Origin of the sequence: Formosa sp. A9, from assembly GCF_051200825.1 — a bacterium.
Classification (GTDB): Bacteria; Bacteroidota; Bacteroidia; order Flavobacteriales; family Flavobacteriaceae; genus Formosa.
The window spans coordinates 3,637,155-3,654,867 of record NZ_CP195158.1 but is presented as its reverse complement, the minus strand read 5'-3'; the positions used below and the strand labels follow the sequence as shown (position 1 = coordinate 3,654,867).

The 17,713-nt window shown below is 33.8% G+C and carries 10 protein-coding genes; 5 read left to right on the top strand and 5 right to left on the bottom strand.

What is annotated here, in order from left to right:
• The first annotated feature begins 5 nt into the window (after positions 1 to 5).
• Genes ACR9EA_RS16005 through ACR9EA_RS15995 form a run of 3 tightly spaced genes read left to right on the top strand, consistent with a single transcriptional unit; the run spans position 6 to position 5,178 of the window.
• Positions 6 to 578 carry a condensin complex protein MksE gene (locus ACR9EA_RS16005; protein WP_435135305.1) on the top strand — a complete coding sequence of 191 codons (573 nt, stop codon included), beginning with the start codon at positions 6 to 8 and terminating at the stop codon, positions 576 to 578.
• On the top strand, positions 562 to 4,269 hold the full coding sequence (locus ACR9EA_RS16000) for an ATP-binding protein (RefSeq protein ID WP_435135303.1): 3,708 nt from the start codon (positions 562 to 564) through the stop codon (positions 4,267 to 4,269). The genes ACR9EA_RS16005 and ACR9EA_RS16000 overlap by 17 nt, the downstream gene beginning before the upstream one ends.
• Positions 4,270 to 5,178, top strand: a complete 909-nt coding sequence (locus tag ACR9EA_RS15995) for a DUF7281 domain-containing protein (protein WP_435135301.1) — start codon at positions 4,270 to 4,272, stop codon at positions 5,176 to 5,178.
• A gap of 599 nt (positions 5,179 to 5,777) precedes the next feature.
• Here ACR9EA_RS15995 and ACR9EA_RS15990 read toward each other — a convergent pair.
• From ACR9EA_RS15990 to ACR9EA_RS15975, 4 genes are all read right to left on the bottom strand, one after another.
• Positions 5,778 to 7,229, bottom strand: a complete 1,452-nt coding sequence (locus ACR9EA_RS15990; RefSeq protein WP_435135299.1) for a TolC family protein — start codon at positions 7,227 to 7,229, stop codon at positions 5,778 to 5,780.
• The gene (locus ACR9EA_RS15985) at positions 7,219 to 10,464 is read right to left on the bottom strand and encodes an efflux RND transporter permease subunit (protein ID WP_435135297.1); all 3,246 of its coding nucleotides are present in this window, start codon (positions 10,462 to 10,464) and stop codon (positions 7,219 to 7,221) included. Before ACR9EA_RS15985 ends, ACR9EA_RS15990 begins: the two co-directional genes overlap by 11 nt.
• A 20-nt stretch (positions 10,465 to 10,484) precedes the next feature.
• Entirely contained in the window at positions 10,485 to 11,567 is a 1,083-nt protein-coding gene (locus ACR9EA_RS15980; protein ID WP_435135294.1) for an efflux RND transporter periplasmic adaptor subunit, read from the bottom strand.
• Between the two features lie 156 nt (positions 11,568 to 11,723).
• Positions 11,724 to 12,146 (bottom strand): hypothetical protein, encoded by a 423-nt coding sequence (locus tag ACR9EA_RS15975; protein ID WP_435135292.1) that lies wholly within the window; start codon positions 12,144 to 12,146, stop codon positions 11,724 to 11,726.
• Between the two features lie 492 nt (positions 12,147 to 12,638).
• Here ACR9EA_RS15975 and ACR9EA_RS15970 point away from each other — a divergent pair, with 492 nt between their 5' ends.
• Positions 12,639 to 13,841, top strand: a complete 1,203-nt coding sequence (locus tag ACR9EA_RS15970; protein WP_435135290.1) for an outer membrane beta-barrel protein — start codon at positions 12,639 to 12,641, stop codon at positions 13,839 to 13,841.
• A 241-nt stretch (positions 13,842 to 14,082) separates the two neighbouring features.
• Here ACR9EA_RS15970 and ACR9EA_RS15965 read toward each other — a convergent pair whose 3' ends face one another.
• Entirely contained in the window at positions 14,083 to 14,766 is a 684-nt protein-coding gene (locus tag ACR9EA_RS15965) for a YtxH domain-containing protein (RefSeq protein ID WP_435135288.1), read from the bottom strand.
• A 250-nt stretch (positions 14,767 to 15,016) separates the two neighbouring features.
• Between ACR9EA_RS15965 and ACR9EA_RS15960 the strand changes: the two genes are divergently transcribed.
• The gene (locus tag ACR9EA_RS15960; protein WP_435135286.1) at positions 15,017 to 17,695 is read left to right on the top strand and encodes an AsmA family protein; all 2,679 of its coding nucleotides are present in this window, start codon (positions 15,017 to 15,019) and stop codon (positions 17,693 to 17,695) included.
• Positions 17,696 to 17,713: the final 18 nt, after the last annotated feature.

Genomic DNA, 17,713 nt, shown 5'->3' with positions numbered 1-17,713 from the left:
TTTTAATGATTACAAAATATACATCGGAAATATTTAATGTGCTTCGCAAAGGACAATTCATCTGTTCTAACAGTCCCAATGATGACATTAAAAAACTGTACAAAGTTTTAGAAGATGAAGAAACATTTGAAAATTTATACGAATATTTTTATCAAATTAATTACATATTAGAGCAAGGAAACGAATACTTTTATTTCAGTCGTATAGAAAACAATGCAGACCTTGATAGAAAACTTGAAAAAGCATTTCAATGGATTGATATTCTAGATTTTTTCAAAACATTTGATTCTTCTTTTGATGTGGGTTATAGGTTTTCCCCATCAGACATAGTAAATCAACTAAAAAACAATGCAGATTTAAAAGTAAAATTAGAAAAATTAAAAAATATAAATGCTGACAAAAAAAGCTATTCAGATAGGATAAAAAAAATAATTGAAAAATTAGAAAAAGACAATTTTCTAACCCTAGAAAATGAGATTACAGAAACTTACAAAGTTTTAACCTCATTAAATTATTTGAAAGACATCATAACAGCAATCAATATTCCAGAAGAAATAGAAAATGAGATACCTGAATAAAATCGTTTTTATAAATAGTGCTTCTGTACAATATGCAGAAATAGAATTAGACGGTAACGTTCATTTAATAGGAACACAAGGTGTTGGAAAGAGTACATTGCTTCGTGCCATTTTATTTTTTTACAACGCCAATAAAACCAAACTAGGAATACCTAACCAAAAAAAAGGGTTTGATGAGTATTACTTTCAATATCAGAACTCTTACATTATTTATGAAATAATTAAAGACAATATTCCTTTTTGTGTTTTAGCCTACAAAGTAAATGGAAAAGTTGCGTTCAGATTCTTTAATTCTGAATACAAAAAAGAGCTGTTTATCGATATTGATAATAGAGCTTTTGAAAGTTGGGACAAAGTTAGAAATGCATTTGGAAGACAGGTTTATTACACCAAACTTATAAAAAGCTATGAAGAGTATCGTAGAATCATCTATGGAGATAATAGTGGATTAAACCCAGAATTTAGAAAATATGCGTTAGTAGAAAGTAAACAGTACCAAAATATACCAAGAACTATTCAAAATGTATTGCTCAACACTAATCTTGAAGCAAAGTTTATTAAAGATACCATCATCAATTCTCTAAATGATGAGGAGTTTGTAATTGATATTGAGAATTATTCTAAAAATCATTTACGTGATTTTGAAACTCAAATTAATGATATTAAAATTTGGTTTAAAGAGAATAGAAAAGGGCAAATTATAGTTAGAAAACAAGCCAGTAAAATTATTGATAGATACAGAGTTTACAATTTCCTTAAGAGAGAAAAAAAGGAGTTGGCTTATGAATTGGCCACTAGAACAGACTATATAGAAAGCGAAAAACCTATATTAAACTCTAACTATTCCAAAGAAAATAACGAATTATGTATTCTATCTAAAAGAAGAGATAACTTATTAAAAACACATCGTAAAAGAGAGCAAGATGTTGTTTCTGACATAAAACTAATTACTACAGAATTAGCGAAAGCGAAACAGAAACTGATAGCCTACGAAAATCAAAACATTAAAGGGATCATTTCAAAGGTTTCAAAGAAAGAAGCTTTAACTATTGAACAAAAGACTTTAGGCGAAGAAAAAAATCTACTAACCACTAAATTCTCAGATATACGTCAAAAATATGAAGCTCTTATTTCCCAAATTCAAAACCAACAACAGGAGTTTACAAATACAAAAAACGCAGAAATTAACAAAATAAAAAGTGACTTTGGAGAGTATAAATCTTCAATTTTTGATACTTACCAAAAATTAATAAGTCAAATTAATGAAGAAAACAAAGGTGAGATAGATAAGGTAAACAATGACTTAGAACAAATAAAAGAAAATGAAAACAGCCTAAAGAGGCGCCAATCAGAATTAAAATATAAAACCTTTTTAACAGAAGAAATTGACAAATGTAAAGACGATAAAAAGGCACTTGAAAAACAACTATCAACATCTAACATCATCATTGAAAATGCCATAAATCAAACTAAAACAATTCGTAAAGAATGGGAACTAGAGATAAAAGAAGTTGAAAGGTTATATCAATTATCAGTTGAAAACGAAAATGAAAAAAGTAAAAAACTAAGGTTGAAAATTGAGAATATTGAAAACAAAATTCAACAAAGTAAATCTTCACTTTATGGTTGGTTAAACAATAATATTGATAATTGGCAAAATACCATTGGTAAAGTAATTGATGAAGACCATGTACTGTTTAACACAGAACTAAATCCTAAACTAGTAGATAGTAATTCTCCTACTCTTTTTGGCATAGAGTTAAACTTAAATAATTTAAAAAACAGAATTAAATCTGTTAAAGAGTATAATCGAGACATTGAAGAATATAAAGGGAATATTCTTGAAATTCAAAAAAATATAAAACAACTTAATACGAACAAAGAAAACAATCTGCAAAATCTAAAATCAAAATTTGGAAAAAAACTAAATAAATTAAAAGACCTTATTGCAGAAAATGAATATGCCATATCTCAAAACGAACAAAAGTTAAAGAAAACTAGTTCTGACTTAGATGAATGGATTTCTAAAGCCAAATTGGAAAAGGAAGCTATTTTACAAAAATTAGAAAATGATTTAGACGAAATTGCTTCAAAGAAATTAAAAGCTGAAGAAAACCTAGAAAGTATTAAGAAAGGGATAAAACGAAAAATAACGCTAAAGGAAAAAGAACGAGATTCTGAGATTAAATCTTTGGAAGAAGCAAAGAATCAAAAAGTTTCTGAAATAAATAATTCTATTTCTGAGAATAAATCAGCAGCAGATAAACGGATTTATGAGGTGAAAAATGAACAAATCCTAGAGCTGGATAATAAAGGAGCTGATACGAAAAGGTTAAAAACAATTGATGATAAATTAAACGACATCGCAAAAGAACTTGATTATATAAAGGATAATGAAACCATTGTTATAGAATATAATAAGGACAAAAGAGAGTTGTTTGATAGAGTACCACAATTAAAAGTTGATAAAGCCAGTTTAGAGAAAAAACAAACTACCATAACTGATGAACACAAAATTGAACTGCAAAAAATCAATACAAAATATACTAAACAAGAAGAGTTTGTAAAAGCAATACAATCCAAAATTGAAGCATTTGAAAATGACTTTAAAGAACTTGAAAGTTTCAAACTTTCAGATGCTTTTTTGAGTATTAAAAATCATTATGACAATCCAGAAACTATTGTTGATTTTGATAATGAAAAGAAAGCTACAACTTTAATTAGGGAAATAATTGATAAGCATTCTAGAAACCTTCAAACCTACGAAGAATTGAGACAGGCTGTTAATCTATTTAATGGAAATTTTAATGAGTCAAATATTTTTAGCTTCAAAACAAAATTAATCACAAAAGAAGATTTTCTAAACTTTTCCTCGGATCTCAAGGAGTTTATTGAAGAAGATAAAATTAAGGAATATGAAAAACGTGTAAATGATAGGTTTGCAAACATAATTCATTTAATTGGTAGAGAAACAACTGAACTTAACTCTAAACAAGGAGAAATTGAGAAAATAATTAGAAAAATTAATGATGATTTTCTTAACAAAAATTTCATTGAAGCTATCAAGACAATGGAAATGAAAACTTTAGAGAGCTCAAATCCAATAGTCAAATTATTGATTCAAATTAAAGAGTTTAATGATGAAAATAGTCACGCTTTAGGCGAGTCAAATCTTTTTACAACTTCTGAAAGTAGTTCAAAAAATCAAAAAGCAATAGACTTACTGAAACAACTTGTAAAGGAGTTAGATAAATCAAAAAACGCAAATTTAACCTTATCAGAATCCTTTGACCTACAATTTAGAATAATTGAGAATGATAATGACTCTGGTTGGGTTGAGAAGCTTTCTAATGTTGGTAGTAATGGTACAGATATTTTAGTAAAAGCGATGATTAATATCTCACTATTGAATGTGTTTAAAGTTGATGCCTCTAAAAAATTTAAAGATTTTAAGCTTCATTGTATGATGGATGAAATTGGCACACTTCACCCAACTAATCAAAAGGGAATTTTACAATTTGCCAATGAAAGAAACATTTTATTAATTAATGGTTCTCCTACAAGTCAAAACGCTACCGATTATAAATACACGTATAAATTAGCCAAGGAACAGTCCAAAACCAATTCTAAAAAGTACATCACAAAAATTAATAGGTTAGTTAAAAAAGTAAATACTCAAATCCTTAATTAAATGAAACTGCCTTTAAAAATAGCGAAAGTTTTAGTTCGATTAATCAATGGCGAATCTATTCCAAATAGTTTATCTAAAGGAAAAGTAATAGACGAATTAGTTAGTGAAAACATCATTTACAGAAAAGGAAAACACAAAAAATACCTAGAGTTAATAAATAAATCAGGGTTACAAAACTATTTGGAAAATCAGTTACAAATTAATGATTTGAACAAATATATTTCTGCCTTAGAAAATGAACATTCAACTCGGTCAGAATTTGTAAAAATTACAACTGATTCCAAAAAATCAAAAGAAAGAGCTTTTAAAGGGTTTTTAGTGAACAGCTATGACTCAATAAAAGCGGAATTAAATAATGAAAATATAACCCTTAACCCTCCTAAAGGAAGCTTCGTTTTTATACATGATTATGAATCTTTCCAAGTGCCAAAAGAGATTACAATTGTAGGGGTTGAGAACACTAAGAATTTTAGTCAAATTTACGAACAGCAATATTTGTTTAAAAACATTAATCCCTTATTCATATCACGTTATCCACAAAACCAAAATAAGGACTTTATAACGTGGATGAAATCTATCCCAAATAATTATTTGCATTTTGGAGACTTTGATATTGCAGGAATTGGGATTTATCTGAATGAATATAAAAAGCATTTACACGGAAAAGCTTCATTTTTTATTCCAGAGAATATTAAAAGTGATTTAAAAACCAACGGGAATAGAGAACGATTTGATAGCCAAAAAATAAACTTCAACCTAAATAAATTGCAAGAAACAAAACTTTTAGATTTAATAAAGTTAATCCAAATAGAAAAAAAAGGTCTAGATCAAGAATACTATATACAAAACGCAAATTCTGACCCGCAAAAAGCCTCAGGTTCTAGGAGCAGATACTGTTTACGCGACTAACGAAAACCAACCTTTGTTGCCAGGCATGGCATAAAAACTGATTTTAAAACACAAGGGAAGACTGCCTATAGATAATCAAGAAAAACACAAGCTAGAAGGAGCCATAATCAAAGAAAGAGCTTCTCGATTGGAAGGCAGTTTTGGCAAAGAAAAGAAGCGCTATCATTTTAAGAAAATAAAGATTAAAACCAATTAAAATGAAATCCTGTGGGTTTTTTTCGGAATACGTACTGCCAATGCCTTAGAAATAGGCAAGCGAATGCAGGACATACAAAAACAGGCCGCCTAAAAATCACAATAATTAATATAGGGGATAGGCGCCCTTTTAGTATAAAAACAAACATAACTTCTTTTTGGTTAGCTCAAAAAACTAAAATCTATGAGATACTACCAGACAAAAATAGCTTCACCTAGTTTTTGATGAAGCTATTTTCTGAATGTTATTTTTTCGTCAATCTGAATTAATTTAACGTCGTTGAATCTTCGATTTTCAATATAATAAGATTCTGTGTCACCTGCCTGCCGTTAGGCAGGAGCACAGAATAACGCTGTTAAAATTTTTAGACAGCTTTTTTGGTTTAAAGGGATATTACTAAAACTTAGTTCCAACCACCACCTAGAGATTTGTACATGTTTACAAAGGCTAACATTTGTTCTTTTTTGGTTTCTATTAAGTCCATTTTAGATTCTAATGCGTCTCTTTGTGTAAGTAGCACTTCCATATAATCGGCTCTAGCCGATTTAAATAGCTTGTTGGTAATGTCTATAGATTTTGTTAGAGCAGCAACTTGTTGTTCCTTTAACTCGTAATTGTGTTTTAAATTATCGATGTTAGACATTTCGTTTACCACTTCTATATAGGCATTTAAAATGGTTTTTTCGTAATCGAAAACCGCCTGTAATTGTCGGTCGTTAGCGTTGTAATATTCGGCCTTAATGGCATTTCTGTTAATTAAAGGGGCAGCCATGTCGCCAACAAGATTATAGAGCAACGATTCTGGGGTAGTGGTAAGGTATTTTACATTAAAAGCCTCTAAGCCCACACCAGCACGAATAGTAAACGACGGATAAAAATTTGCTTTAGCCACTTTGGTGTCCAATTTGGCAGCTTGCAACTCGTATTCTGCTTTTCTGATATCTGGACGGTTTTCTAATAATTGCGAAGGGATTCCAGAATAAATCGAATCTAGTTTTCGGTCTATAAAAAGCTCGGAGTGTCGTATTACTGGCTGCGGCGATCTACCAATTAAAAAGTTGATTTTGTTTTCGGTTTCTACAATCTCTTGCTTTACCGCATAGCGTTCACTTTTATTTTTGAAAACTTCGGCTTCTAGGCGTTGTACGCCAAGTTCTGTAGCTCTTGCGGCTTGCTTTTGCAGTCTAACCGTTTTTAAAGCATTATTCTGAAGTTTTAAATTTTGCTCTATAATCGCTAATTTATTGTCTAATGCCTGTAGTTCGAAAAACGAGTCGGCAATTTCTGCAATTAGATTGGTTACCATAAAATTTTTGCCTTCCACGGTAGATAGGTATTCCATAACGGCAGCTTTTTTGGCGTTATGCAATTTATTCCAAATATCTAACTCCCAAGTTGCGAATGCACCAATCCCGTAATTTGGTAGCGGTTCTGGAAACTCTTTACCTGGTTTAATTTCGGTGTTGGCATCGTTGGCTCCCTGGCTGGTGTATCGACCTACTTTTTCGACTTCAGCTCCAGCTTCAATATCTACAAAAGGCAAATACTCTCCTTTTCTGGATTTTATTTCATTTTTAGCCATATCTACCTGTTGCAGCATAATGTTTAGCTCTTGGTTGTTTACCAAGGCAGTGTCTATTAATGCAATAAGGTCGTTGTCTGTAAAGTAGTTTCGCCACGGTATGGTAGCCGCTGTTATGGTATCTGTAGCTTTGGCACTGTTAAAATGCTCGGGCAGGGCTACGTGTTCGTCTCTAATGTCGCGAGTCGGGACACAGCTGTAAAAAGCTGCGCCTAGCATGCCAAAAACAAGTGTCCGTTTTAGGTGAAGGTATTTGAACATTTTAGTCTTCATTGTTTTTTCTTTTCATTAATTGTTTCAGTTTACTGTTTAGCGATTTAAGTTTCGCTCTTAAGTTACTGTCTTCTTCGCTGCGTCTCATAAACTCTTCCGACATAGGCTCTAGGGTTTCATCTTTTATAAGACTACGACCCTCTGCCATTTTTCCGAAAACATAATAAAGACCAGGAATAATAATAACTCCAAATAGCGTACCGAGTACCATGCCACCCATGGCCGATCCGCCAATGGTTTTGTTACCAATAGCTCCAGCTCCATGAGCGATAACTAAAGGAATTAACCCAGCAATAAAAGCAAAGGAGGTCATTAAAATTGGTCTGAAGCGTTGTTTGGCACCTTCTACGGCGGCTTCAAAAATAGTGGCGCCTTGTCGGTTTTTGAGCACGGCAAATTCTACTATTAATACCGCGTTTTTACCCAAGAGGCCTACAAGCATAATCATACCTATTTGGGCATAGACATCGTTGGAGAGTCCCATTAACTTTAGGAGCATAAACGATCCAAAAATACCAACGGGAAGCGATAGTAATACTGCTAGTGGTAAGATGAAGCTTTCGTATTGGGCAGCCAATACAAAGTATACAAATAAAAGAACTACGCCAAAAATATAAAGGGCATCGTTGCCGCGATTAGCTTCGTCGTAAGAGAGGCCTTCCCAAGCAATATCGTAGCCTCTAGGAAGCTTTTCTTTAGCCACTTCTCTAATGGCATTTATGGCATCGGCACTCGTGTAGCCTTTAGCGGGTAATCCGCGAATAGCAGCCGAATTATATAAATTGTAGCGTGTAATTTCGTTAGGACCTAAACGTTTTTCCATTTTCATGAATGCCGAGTAAGGTACCATCTCTCCGTCTTCGTTTTTAACATATAATTTTTCGAGATCGGATGGTAAGGCTCTGTATTCTGGAGCAGCCTGAGTGTACACTTTAAAAAATCGACCGTATTTAATAAAACCTTGCTCGTAGGTACTACCAATAAGAATGTTTAGGTTTTCCATAGCCTTACCTATAGAAACCCCTTTTTGCATTGCGGCTTTGTTGTTAATTACCAGCTCGTATTGTGGGTAATTGGCCGAGAAAAAGGTAAATAGACCCGAAAGTTCTTTTCTTTTACCTAATTCCTCTAAAAAGGCATTGTTTATTTTTTCGAATTCCTGATAATCTGTTTCGTTGGTTTTATCTAATAAACGCAATGAGAATCCGCCAGAAGAACCAAAACCAGGCACAGCAGGAGGTTCAAAATACTCTATAGTAGCTCCCAGATCTTTAGATTCTTCCTCAAGTTCTTCCATAATTTCATGCACATTATGATGCCTTTGCGACCATGGTTTTAAGTTGATTAAACAGGTGCCAGCATTAGATCCACGGCCTTCGGTCATGATTTCATAACCCGCAAGCGATGAAACAGATTCAACGCCATCGACCTCTTCGCAAATGGCCTGTAATTTACGAGCCACTTCGTTGGTGCGTTCTAGAGTAGACCCTGGAGGTGTTTGTATAATGGCATAAATCATACCTTGGTCTTCGCTAGGAATAAACCCAGCAGGTAAGGTTTTATTGGCAATAAATACCCCCACACAAAACGCAATTAGAAGTCCGAAGGTTAATATGCGTCTTGTTACGATTTTGTTTAATATTTGTACATAACGGCCTGTTAGTTTTTCGAAACCTCTGTTAAACCAATCGATAAATTTATCTATAGCAGATTTTTTTCGGGGTTTACCATGGTTGTTTTTAAGCATCATAGCGCAGAGCACAGGTGTAAGTGTTAAGGCTACGGCTGCCGAAATAACAATAGATCCAGCCATGGTAATAGAGAATTGTCTGTAAAACACTCCAACAGGGCCTGTCATAAACGAAATAGGAATAAATACCGATACCATTACCAAAGTGATGGCTAGAATGGCTCCGCCAATTTCGCCAAGCGCCGCTTTTGATGCTTGGTACGGACTAAGGTGTTCTTCTTCCATTTTTAAGTGTACCGCTTCAACAACTACAATGGCATCATCTACTACAATACCAATGGCAAGTACTAAGGCAAATAAGGTGATGAGGTTTATGGATAAACCAAATATTTGCATCACAAAAAAAGCACCAATAAGAGACACAGGTACGGCAATAATAGGAATAAGGGTAGAGCGCCAATCGCCTAAAAATAGAAATACGACTATGGCTACAAGAATAAAAGCATCTCTTAAAGTATGTAGTACTTGTTCTATTGAAGCGTTTAAGAAATTAGAAACATCGTAACTTATTTTGTAATCTACACCGGGAGGTAAATCTTCTTTTAATTCTTTAAGTTTGACTTTTACAGCATCAATTACATCGCTACCATTACTGCCAAAAGTTTGCTTTAGGACTATTGATGCCGAGGGTTCGCCGTCGAGATTTGAGTAAATATCGAAAAATTCGCTACCTAATTCAACATCAGCAATATCGCCAAGCGTAATGGTTTCGCCTTCGGCATTGGCACGAATAATAACATCTTTATATTCTTGGGGTTCGCTGTAGCGGTCGCGATAGGTGAGCACATATTCTAACGACTGCGATTTTTTTCCGGAGCTTCGACCAATGCGGCCAGGTCTGGCTAAGATGCTCTGATCTTCCATAGCTTCTAAAACCTCTTCGGCAGAAATGTTATAAGCCCGCATACGATCTGGTTTTAACCAGACACGCATTGCAAATTTACGACTTCCTAAAATCTGGGCACTCGCAATACCTTTTATACGCTGTATTTCTGGAATAATACGGGTGTAAGCATAGTTATATAAGAACTTTTCGTCGTTGTTTTTGTTTTTCGTGTACAGGTTAACATACATTAGCATACTAGGTTGTACGGGAGTAATAATTACACCTTCCCTTTGTACTAATTCTGGGAGCAGCGGCATAACTTGATCTACTCTGGTTTTAACCCTTACAACGGCATCGTTGGGGTCTGTACCTGGATCGAAAATAATACGCAAGGTTCCTTCGCCAGCACTAGTGGCATCGGAAGCGATATAGCGCATGCCTTGCACACCATTAATTGCGGTTTCTAAAGGAATTAATGTAGATTTTACGAGTACGTCGGCACTAGAGCCAGGGTATGCAATAAAAATATTAACAGTAGTTGGTGCAATTTGAGGAAACTGCGAGATGGGCAATTGCTTTATGGCTAATAAGCCAGTAAATACAATGATTACCGAAATGACGATAGCCAAAACGGGTCTTTGAATAAATTTTTTAAACATGATATCCTTGTTTTGGGTTTCTATTCAGTGTACATGTCTAAATGCGCTAAAACAGCTTCGGGAGCTTCCTGTTCGAATTTTATCTTTTCGCCAACTTTAACCAAGCGTATGCCTTCCAATAATATGTTGTCGGTGTCATTTAATCCGTCGGCAACAACAAACAAGTTTGGGAGTTCCGAAGCTACTTTTATTTCACGTTGTCTAACAATATTATCTTCGTCTATCACAAAAACAAAGCGTTTGTCTAAGACTTCGAAAGTGGCTTTTTGTGGTATAAGTAAAGCATGTTTAAGAGGGATAGTCATTAAAACAGTGCCCGTCTCGCCATGTCTTAAAATGCCATCGGGATTGTTAAAAGTGGCTCTAAAAGCAATGTTACCAGTTTCGTTGTTAAACTCGCCCTCTATGGTTTCGACAATACCAGACTGGTTAAAGATCTTGTTGTTGGCCATGAGTAGGTTAACTTGCTGTTTTTGGTCTTTATTATTGCTGGTTATATAGTCTAGATATTCGGCTTCTGGAACGTTAAAGTATACCCACATTTTACTGTTGTCAGATAATGTCGTAAGCAGTTCGCCTTCGTCTAGCATACTGCCTTCTCTAACATGCAGATGGTCCATAATACCTTTAAACGGGGCTTTGATATCTGTAAAGCCTAAATGGGTTTCGGCAAGTAGAACTTCGGCTTTGGATTTGTCGAAATTAGCTTTCGAGAGGGCTAATTCGTTAGCCGAAACTACAGCACTATCGGCTAATAGTTTTGTGTTTTCGTATTCTATGGCCGCGGCTTCATTTTCGGCTTTTGCTTTTTGGAGCTCTGCTTGGTAAATGTTGGGCATGATTTTAAACATGGGTTGCCCTGTATTAACATGTTGCCCTTCGTCTACACTTATTTTTTGAAGGTAGCCTTTTTCCATGGCCCGTAATTCTATATGGCGAATGGCATGTATTTGGCAGACATAATCTTTAACTATCGAGGTGTCTTTATATATGGGAGTTGTAACTTGAAACGTACGTGCTTCGTGTTTTTCTTCTTTGTGAGAATTACAACCAATAGTGCATAATAAGCCAATTAGGCTTAATGCAAACAGTGTGTTTTTCATAATTATTTGTGCTTTTTGAAGCTTGAATTTGTGTTATGGATGAAATAGGTAAACCTAACGTAAACGACCTGCTGTGCTTTAGAATAATTAAAGTAACTAAGCGCTTGTTTACAGGGGTTTGTGTTGATTCAGACTGGTAAGTCCTTAGTTTCTAAATCAAATTCTGAACACTTCAAAAAGAATAAATAAAGGTGGTTTGGTAGCCTTAAAAAAAGAAAAATCTTCACTGCTATTGCGTAAAGATTTTTTAGAAAGTAGTAAATAAGGTAATGATTGATCGTATAAAAGTTTGTAAGCACTATTTATTTGATCGATATATTTTTTAGACGAAGTACATTCAAATTCTTCGTTTTCGTTTTCAATAAGGTGCCTGTGTCTGTTGTTAAAATCGCTAACATTGGCATAGGGGCCATTACATATATGGGCTGTTACCTGTTTTTTGGCCGTAAAGCCAATACTGCTATTCGTGGTAGTGTAGACTTTGGTACTAGCGGCAAAAATAGTTTGCGTTGTGTAAGGCGTAACCATACACAACAGTAACATACTTAGGGTAACAATATGTTTAAAAGCCTTTTGCATAACGATTGCAAATCTAATTTCTAGACTTGATACAAACAAGAGGCTACTCTTAATTTTTTGTTAATGCATTTTTAATTTCTTAAAATTAAAAGCTTTTTGCTGATTTTATAGATGTGTTTTGCTAACGTTTTTTGTTGTTTATGTATATAAAAATAGCCGATTTGCCAGAAAGTACTGTGCGCCCTGTTATGGAAGAATTTAAAGAAGAACGAGAACGTAAGTTTTTAGGAGGAGGTAATGTTCAATAAGGTTAAGATGAGTTTGTTCTGTGAAGTGTTGAAATATTGAGAAGTAGCAAGTGTCTTGGTTTGCTAAATATTGAGAACAATTAGTTAAGAGTTTTGAAAAATCCAAATTTCATTCTAACAATTAATAATCAGATAGCTGGAAAGAATCAATACTAACTTTAAAATGATTTACATTATCGGTGGCAACTATTTTTTTAAGTGAACGTTGATTTTTTATTATTTTTAACTTTTAAATCAACCCCAAATGAAAATCTTCAGTTTTGTTATAGTCTGCTTAACGACTATTAATTTTTACAGCCAAACTTTATATAAAAGCGGATATTTTACAGATAATTTAAATCGTAAGACGGAGTGTTTAATAAAAAGTGAAGACTGGAAGAATAACCCTAGTAATTTTAAATATAAAATATCAGAGTCGAGTCAGGTACAAACAGCTAGTATAGAAGATGTAAAGACTTTTGGCATTTACGATGTTACTAAATACATCAAAAGTCAGGTTAAAATAGATGTATCTAGAAGTAATATCTCTTTTTTAAGTGATGACAGAAATCCTGATTTTAAAGAAAAAGAACTCTTTCTAAAAGTGTTAGTAGAAGGTAAAGCTAATCTGTATGTCTATGAGGATGCAGAATTGGTTAGATATTTTTATAGTTTAGATAATCATAGTGTTATTGAGCAACTAATTTTTAAAAGTTATAGATATCAGGATACTAAGATTAAGCAGAATAATAGATATAAGCAACAAATTTGGAGTGATTTAAAGTGTGATAATATAACAGAAAAGGCAATTGAATCTTTAGACTATAATAAAACAGATTTGATTAATGTTTTTGTAAAATATAATCAATGCACAGGAAGTGATTATGTTAGCATTGAGAAAAAACCTAAACGTAATTTATTTCATTTAAGTATACGTCCCGGAATTAGATTTGCATCATTAGATATAGAGAATACGAGAACACATACTTCTAAAGATTTTGACTCTGAAATAGGTTTTAGTTTGGGGGTAGAGTTAGAGGTGGTTTTTCCTTTTAACAACAATAAATGGGCTTTAATTGTAGAGCCTACTTATCAATATTACAAAACTAGTTCTACGTTAACACATTCAACTTCGGCTTTAGAGGAGCATGTTAATGTCGATTATTCATCTATAGAAGTGCCTATTGGTTTGCGATATTGTTTTTTTGTGAACCCTGATTCCAAAATTTTTGTAGACACACAGTTTGTTGTGGATTTTGAAGGGGATTCGGCTATAGAAAGCGATAAAATAACTAATCTAAAGTTGAATTCGCATTATAACCTAGTATTTGGTTTAGGATACAAATTTAAAGAGAAATATAGTGTTCAAGCGCGCTATATGACGCCAAAGAATTTATTAGGCGACTATAATTACTGGACATCTGATTATAAAGCGTTTTCTATAGTATTTGGTTATACTCTATTTTAAGGTTATTTTAAAAGTAGTCAATTATAAAAGTTGAAAATTGCTAATTTAATTAATGAAATAATTAGGAAGTTGCAGTCTTGATTCGTTGAATACTATAACGAACGAGTTAAGAGCTATAGGTTATATGAAAAATACCAATTTAGCAACTATCAGCCAATAACCAGAAAGAATCAATTTTAAATTCCAGATTCTAACTCTCTAGGTTCTCAATACTAATATCTCTCAATACGCAATATTAACTTTATAGTCCTTTAAACCATTCTTGAAACTTATCACCTAAAGCAAATACTGGTTTTGTATTATTTCCTAGAGCGTTTATTAAACTCATAATCCAAAGTATAAAGGCAAACAAACCAATTACGATACCTATTAGCGGTATAAACGAAAGGAGTCCCAGAAGGCCAATGCCTAAAACTTGCCGGATGTAAAAGGTGGCATATTCTGTTCTGTTTTGGCCGTTTAATACAAAGGCAATTATCCACCCGATAATGGTTAAATGAGCAATTATGGCCACATTTTTACCATCGTTTAAAATGTCTTTAGCATCGTCGGCAAAGTCGTTAGCTGCTTTTTTACCTTCTTTGGCAAAATCGTTTGCTTTGTCTTTGGCATCTTCAAATGATTTTTTAGCACCTTCGGAAAACTCGTTGGTTTTTTGTTTGGTGTCCTCAGAAAATTCGTCAAATTTTTGTTTCGATTCTTCCGAAAATGTATTCGCTTCTTTTTTGAGGTTGTCGATATCTTTTTTTATTTCATCTTTAACTTCCGATGCTTTTTTCTTGGCTTGCTCAATGGCCTCTTTGGTATCGTCAGACAATTCGTTTGCTTCGTTATTAATGCTTTCTGCGGCGTCTGATAAGGCTTTTTTAGCATCGTCTAAACTGTCTTTTAAATCTTTTCCTAAGTCATTTTTATTGTCGGACATAACACATTTGTTTTTAGAGGGTTAGTAATGTTAAAGGTAATAAAAAAATGTAAGCGTTTTACAATACATAAGTTTTTGATTGAGCAATTTAGAAGGCGTTTATAGCAGCAGTTTGATGCTTTATACAAGTGCTTTGATAGTTCTTTTTCGCAATTCTGCGTTGTATTAAAATTATATTAAATTTTTATTGCGTTAATAAATTAGTGGCATTTTTGCTAATATGCAGCAAATTCAAAGCGCGTACTATTACATGAAAAAGTTATTGAAAATTTTTGGAGCTATTATCGGGTTATTACTGGTTGTTTTAATAGCAATTCCATTTTTGTTTGAAGGAAAAATTTTAGAAGTTGTTAAATCTACAGTCAATAAAAATATAACAGCAGATTTCGATTTTGAAGATGCAGATATCAGTTTAATTAGGAGTTTTCCAGAACTTAATGTTGAGGTAAATAATATGCGTATTATAAATACCGATGTGTTTGCTGGTGATACTTTAGTGGCGGCGAAAAATGCAACTGTTAATTTGCCTTTTTTTACGCTGTTTAATAGCGCTGCCGAACCCTATGTCATCAATTCATTTCGTATCGATGGCGCTGTTGTTAATGTGTTTGTAAATGAAGAAGGCAAGGTAAATTACGATATAGCCAAAAAGACGACAGAACCTACAGCTTCAACCGCCGAAGATGCACCTAGCGAGGTAGCTTTGTCGATTCAGCAATACGATATTACCAATTCTAAAATTAAATATCACGACAGCCAGTCTAAAATGTTTTTTGAATTGGCAGATTTAAACCACTCTGGAACTGGCGATTTGTCGGCCATAATTTCGGAACTCGATACCAAAACAAGCGGGTTGATTTCCTTAGATATGGATGGCACGAATTATTTTACTAAAACTCCAATTGGCTTAGATGCAAAGTTGGGGATAGATTTAGAACAAAATACATATACTTTTTTAGAAAATACGGCTGTAATTAATCAGTTAAAATTAGTGTTCGATGGCTTTGTAACACTTAAAGATAACAGTCAGGAAGTGGCACTAACATTTAAAACGCCTTCATCAGATTTTAAAAATTTTCTGGCGTTAATTCCAAAGGCGTATTCTAAAGATATAGACCAAGTGCAAACCACAGGCGATTTTGTGGTAGAAGGGCAACTAAAAGGTGTGGTAGACGACACACACATACCAACTTTTAACATTGGTATTACGTCTCATAACGCATCATTTAAATACCCAGACTTGCCGCAATCGGTGTCTCAAATCACTATCGACACCAAAATAGCAAATGAAACAGGTATTTTAGACGATACTTATGTAACTGTAAATGCGCTTACGTTTAAAATTGCTCAAGATGTTTTTAGTGCCAATGCCACTATTAAAAATCTTATGGGTAATCCGCAGGTTGATGCACGTTTAAAGGGACGAATAAATTTAGGAAATTTAGCACAGGCATATCCGTTTTCTGTCGAACAACGCATGCAGGGTATTTTAGATGCTAATTTATCTACAATGTTCGATATGAAAGCGATAGAAAGTGGGCGTTATCAAGACACTAAAAATAGCGGTTCTTTAGCTTTGAACGATTTCGAATTCGATTTTGATTCCATGCAGCATCCGCTTCAAATATCTGAGGCAAACCTTACATTTAACACAGAAAACGTTACTTTAAATGCTTTAGAAGCCAAAACAGGGCAAACAGATTTATCGGTTAAAGGGTCTATTGCTAATTTGTTAGGGTATATGTTTAATGACGAGATTTTAAAAGGACAATTTACTTTAAATTCTAACACATTTGCAGTAAACGATTTTATGTCTGAACATGAAAATGAAGAAACAGAAAACAAAGCGGAATCAGGGACTTCTAAACCAGCGGAGGCGAAATCTGATGCCGTTGCTACGGAAGCTTTTAAAATTCCGGCTTTTTTAGATGCGACTTTTGTGGCGCAGGCCAATACGGTGTTGTATGATGATTTAGCTTTGAAAAATGCTTCGGCAACGTTACATATAAAAGATGAAACTGTAAGCCTAAACGATTTTAAGACCGATATTTTTAATGGGCAAATTGCATTAAACGGCGCTGTGTCTACCAAAACGAATACTCCGGATTTCGATGTGAAATTAAATATGCAAAGCTTAAATCTGGCTGATGCTTTTAACGGTTTGGATATGCTACAAATGGTAGCGCCTTTAGCCAGAGCTTTCGAAGGTGTTCTAAATTCAGGATTCGAAATTAATGGACAGTTAAATACCGATTTAACTCCAAACCTTAACACCATTTCTGGAAATGCTTTAGCCGAAGTTTTGGTTAATGAAGTCACTGCCCAAGAAAGTAAAGTACTTTCTGTTTTAACTAATCGTCTTGAGTTTTTAAATTTTGATGAAGGTGAGACGAAAACTTTAAAAACGGCATTAACATTTCAAGACGGACAAGTAAATGTGAAGCCATTTAATCTTAAATTCGACGATATTGCAGTTAATATCTCCGGAAGTCATGGTTTCGACCAGTCTTTAAATTATAAGGCTACATTCGATGTCCCAGCCAAATATTTAGGGGACGAAGCCCAAAAATTACTCGCAACGTTAAATAATGCAGAAGCTAAAAACTTAACAGTACCTGTAACGGCGAATATTGGCGGACGTGTAAATAGCCCAACAATTAATACCGATCTAAGTGCAACGGCAACACAATTAACCAATAAGTTGGTTGCCATGCAAAAAGATAAACTGATAAATGAAGGCAGCAATACCGTTAAGAATGCTTTAAATAATTTTATTAACGGAAACAACTCTAAAGACACTTCGGCAATTGGAACAGATGCGATTAAAAAGAAAGACTCTGTAACAACAGATCAGATAAAAAAGGCAGCCGATAATTTATTAAATGGTTTGTTTGGTAAAAAGAAAAGCAGCACAAGTACTGGCGACTAAACACTTTGGTGCTATAGG